Source organism: Streptomyces antimicrobicus (assembly GCF_020532625.1).
In the GTDB taxonomy this organism is placed as follows: Bacteria; Actinomycetota; Actinomycetes; order Streptomycetales; family Streptomycetaceae; genus Streptomyces; species Streptomyces antimicrobicus.
Map to the genome: position 1 here is coordinate 1 of NZ_JAJAUY010000243.1, position 3636 is coordinate 3636.

The 3636-nt window shown below is 71.1% G+C and carries 3 protein-coding genes; all 3 read right to left on the minus strand.

Features of this window, described 5'->3' with window-relative positions:
• The coding region (locus tag LG632_RS29695) for a TerD family protein (protein WP_226731025.1) at positions 1-559 on the minus strand (559 nt) is incomplete at its 3' end.
• A 118-nt stretch (positions 560-677) separates the two neighbouring features.
• Positions 678-1256 carry a TerD family protein gene (locus LG632_RS29700; protein ID WP_226731026.1) on the minus strand — a complete coding sequence of 193 codons (579 nt, stop codon included), beginning with the start codon at positions 1254-1256 and terminating at the stop codon, positions 678-680.
• A 78-nt stretch (positions 1257-1334) separates the two neighbouring features.
• Positions 1335-3497 (minus strand): excinuclease ABC subunit UvrB, encoded by a 2163-nt coding sequence (gene uvrB, locus LG632_RS29705; RefSeq protein WP_226731027.1) that lies wholly within the window; start codon positions 3495-3497, stop codon positions 1335-1337.
• Between the last annotated feature and the right edge of the window lie 139 nt (positions 3498-3636).

Consider the following 3636-nt stretch of genomic DNA (forward strand, 5'->3'; position numbering starts at 1 on the left):
CGGTCGAGACGGTGACGCCCGCCGCCGCGAGGGCCCGCGCGGCCAGGTCGGCCGCGGCCTGGGCGCCGAGGCCGTGGTCGGCGAGGAGGGCGGGCAGCCCTTCGGCATAGCCCTGGCCGACGGCCCGGACCTTCCAGGCGCCCTGACGGCGGTAGAGCTCCAGGGCGAGGACGGCGCTCTCGGCGTCCAGCCCGGTCAGGGTGTACCCGGCCAGCTCGGCGCCGTCGGGCCCCGTCACCGCGACGTGCGGCGCGGCCACGGCCCCGAACCGGACCGGACCGCCGGGCGGCAGCACGAGGAGGACGCCGACGCGGTGCACGGCCCCGTCGACCGCGTCGAGGTCGACGGCGAGCCGGTGCTGGTCGGCGGCCGCCGCGGGGACCTGGATCCCGGGCAGGCCGGGGGCGCCGGGGTGGGCGCAGCGGTCCGGGCCGGCCAGCGCGCCCTGCTCGTCGCCGAGCACGGCGAGGGCGAGCAGCGCCGTGCCCGCCGTGACCCGGACCTCCACCTGGTGGTGCTCCAGCGGGTGGTTCTGCCCCCGGACCAGTTCGGCCGCCATCGCGTGCCCTCCCCCGTCGTGCTGCTCTGTGCCGTCGCGTGCGGTGCCGCCCCGCGCCGTGGGGCGCGGGGCGGCGGTGTTCCACCGGTCCGCCGGCGTACGTCCGCCGGTCCGGGTGCTACAGGTGCGGCAGGATCGCCGGCATGAGGTCCTGGAACGTGCGGCCGTTGGCCGGGGCGCCCAGGGCCGTCATCTTCCAGCCGGCACCCGCGCGGTGCACCTTGGCCATGATCTGCGCGGTGTACGCGCCGCCGCCGTCGAGCGTGTAGCGGGCCAGCTCCTGGCCGTTGGACTCGTCGACCAGGCGGCAGAAGGCGTTCTGCACCTCCTGGAACGTCTGGCCGGTGAAGGAGTTGACCGTGAACACGATCTGGTCGATGTGCACCGGCACCCGCTGCAGGTCGACGAGGATGGACTCGTCGTCCCCGCCCTGGCCGACGCCGCCGACGAGGTTGTCACCGGTGTGCCGGACCGAGCCGTCGTCGCTGACGAGGTGCCGGAAGAACACCACGTCCACCGGCTGCTTGTCCGCGAACAGCACCGCCGACGCGTCGAGGTCGATCTCCCGCGTCCGGGAGCCGAACAGCCCCCGGCGCTTGGCCGCCTGCCAGCCGAGGCCCATGCGGACCGAGGTCAGGGTGCCTCCGTCCGACTTCTGCAGACTGATGCCCTGACCCTTGGTCAAGTTGACCGTCACGCGATGTCCCCTCTCCTTGTCGCCCACGGGCACCGGGTACCCGCGGCCCCGCCGCAAACATTACTTACCGGCCAGGGCTCATGCGAGGCCCGCTTCCTTCATCTGCCGGAGCTCCTTCTTCAGTTCGGACACTTCGTCCCGGATCCGGGCCGCCACCTCGAACTGGAGGTCGGCCGCGGCCGCCCGCATGCGCTCGGTCATCTCCTCGATGATTCCGGCCAGTTCCGTGGCGGGACGGTCGCTGACGACCGCGCCGGCCGCCGCCTTGGCCTTGCCGCCCTTGCCCGCCTTGGCCGCGGCCTTGCCGCCGGCCGGCGCGTGCGCGGCCAGCGACGGGACCGGGGTGCGCGCGCCCTTGCCGTCCTTGGCCTGCCGGTAGCCGCTGCCCAGGAGCTGCTCGGTGTCGACCTCCTCGCGGGCGATGGTGGCCACGATGTCGTTGATCTTCTTGCGCAGCGGCTGCGGGTCGATGCCGTTGGCCGTGTTGTAGGCGATCTGCTTCTCCCGGCGGCGGTTGGTCTCCTCGATGGCCTTCTCCATCGCCGGGGTGATCTTGTCCGCGTACATGTGGACCTGGCCGGAGACGTTGCGCGCCGCGCGGCCGATGGTCTGGATGAGCGAGGTGCCCGAGCGCAGGAAGCCCTCCTTGTCGGCGTCGAGGATCGCCACCAGCGACACCTCGGGCAGGTCGAGGCCCTCGCGCAGCAGGTTGATGCCGACCAGCACGTCGTACTCGCCGGCCCGCAGCTCGCGCAGCAGCTCGATGCGGCGCAGGGTGTCGACGTCGCTGTGGAGGTAGCGGACGGCGATGCCGAGCTCCAGGAAGTAGTCGGTGAGGTCCTCGGCCATCTTCTTGGTGAGGGTGGTGACCAGGACCCGCTCGTCCTTCTCGACGCGGCGGCGGATCTCGTGCACGAGGTCGTCGATCTGGCCCTCGGTGGGCTTGACGACGACCTCCGGGTCGACGAGGCCGGTGGGCCGGATGATCTGCTCGACGAACCCGTCGGAGCGGGAGAGCTCGTACTTGCCGGGGGTCGCCGACAGGTAGACGGTCTGCCCGACCCGCTCCAGGAACTCCTCCCACTTCAGCGGGCGGTTGTCCAGGGCCGAGGGCAACCGGAAGCCGTGGTCGACCAGGGTCCGCTTGCGCGAGGCGTCGCCCTCGTACATCGCGCCGATCTGCGGCACGGTGACGTGGGACTCGTCGATGACGAGGAGGAAGTCGTCGGGGAAGTAGTCGAGGAGGGTGTGCGGCGGGGAGCCCGGGTCGCGGCCGTCCATGTGCAGCGAGTAGTTCTCGATGCCGGAGCACGTGCCGATCTGCTGCATCATCTCCAGGTCGTAGGTGGTGCGCATGCGCAGCCGCTGGGCCTCCAGCAGCTTGCCCTGCTTCTCCAGCTCCGCCAGGCGCTCGGCCAGCTCCGTCTCGATGCCGCGGATCGCCTTGTGCATGCGCTCCGGGCCGGCGATGTAGTGGCTGGCGGGGAAGACGTACAGCATCCGGTCGTCGCTGATCACCTCGCCGGTCAGCGGGTGCAGCGTGGACAGCGCCTCGATCTCGTCGCCGAACATCTCGATGCGGACGGCCAGTTCCTCGTAGACCGGGAAGATCTCGATGGTGTCGCCGCGGACCCGGAAGGTGCCGCGGGTGAAGGCCATGTCGTTGCGGGTGTACTGGATGTCGACGAAGCGGCGCAGCAGCTGGTCCCGGTCGATCTCGTCGCCGACCTTGAGGGTGACCATGCGGTCGACGTACTCCTGCGGGGTGCCCAGACCGTAGATGCAGGACACGGACGCGACCACGACGACGTCGCGCCGGGTGAGCAGCGAGTTGGTCGCGGAGTGGCGCAGCCGTTCCACCTCCTCGTTGATGGAGGAGTCCTTCTCGATGTACGTGTCCGACTGGGGGACGTACGCCTCGGGCTGGTAGTAGTCGTAGTACGAGACGAAGTACTCGACGGCGTTGTTCGGCAGGAGCTCGCGGAACTCGTTGGCCAGCTGGGCGGCCAGCGTCTTGTTCGGCGCCATGACCAGGGTCGGCCGCTGGAGCCGCTCGATCATCCAGGCGGTCGTGGCCGACTTGCCGGTACCCGTCGCACCGAGCAGGACGACGTCCTTCTCACCTGCGCGGATGCGCTTCTCCAGCTCGTCGATGGCCGTCGGCTGGTCACCGCTGGGCTGGTAGGGACTGACGACCTCGAAAGGCGCCACCGTGCGTTCGATCTTCGATACGGGCCGCATGAGTCCACCGTACGACCCGCCACTGACACTCACGCACCCGCTCAGGCACCCGCTCGCGCACCCGACCACCTACCGCTCGCGCACCCGCTCACGCCCCTGTCCGCTCACACCCCCGCCCGGGGGGGGGGCCCGGGGCCCG

Bases quoted from the DNA above. Each gene is read 5' to 3' on its own strand.
- uvrB (WP_226731027.1), bottom strand. From the start codon at position 3,497: ATGCGGCCCGTATCGAAGATCGAACGCACGGTGGCGCCTTTCGAGGTC.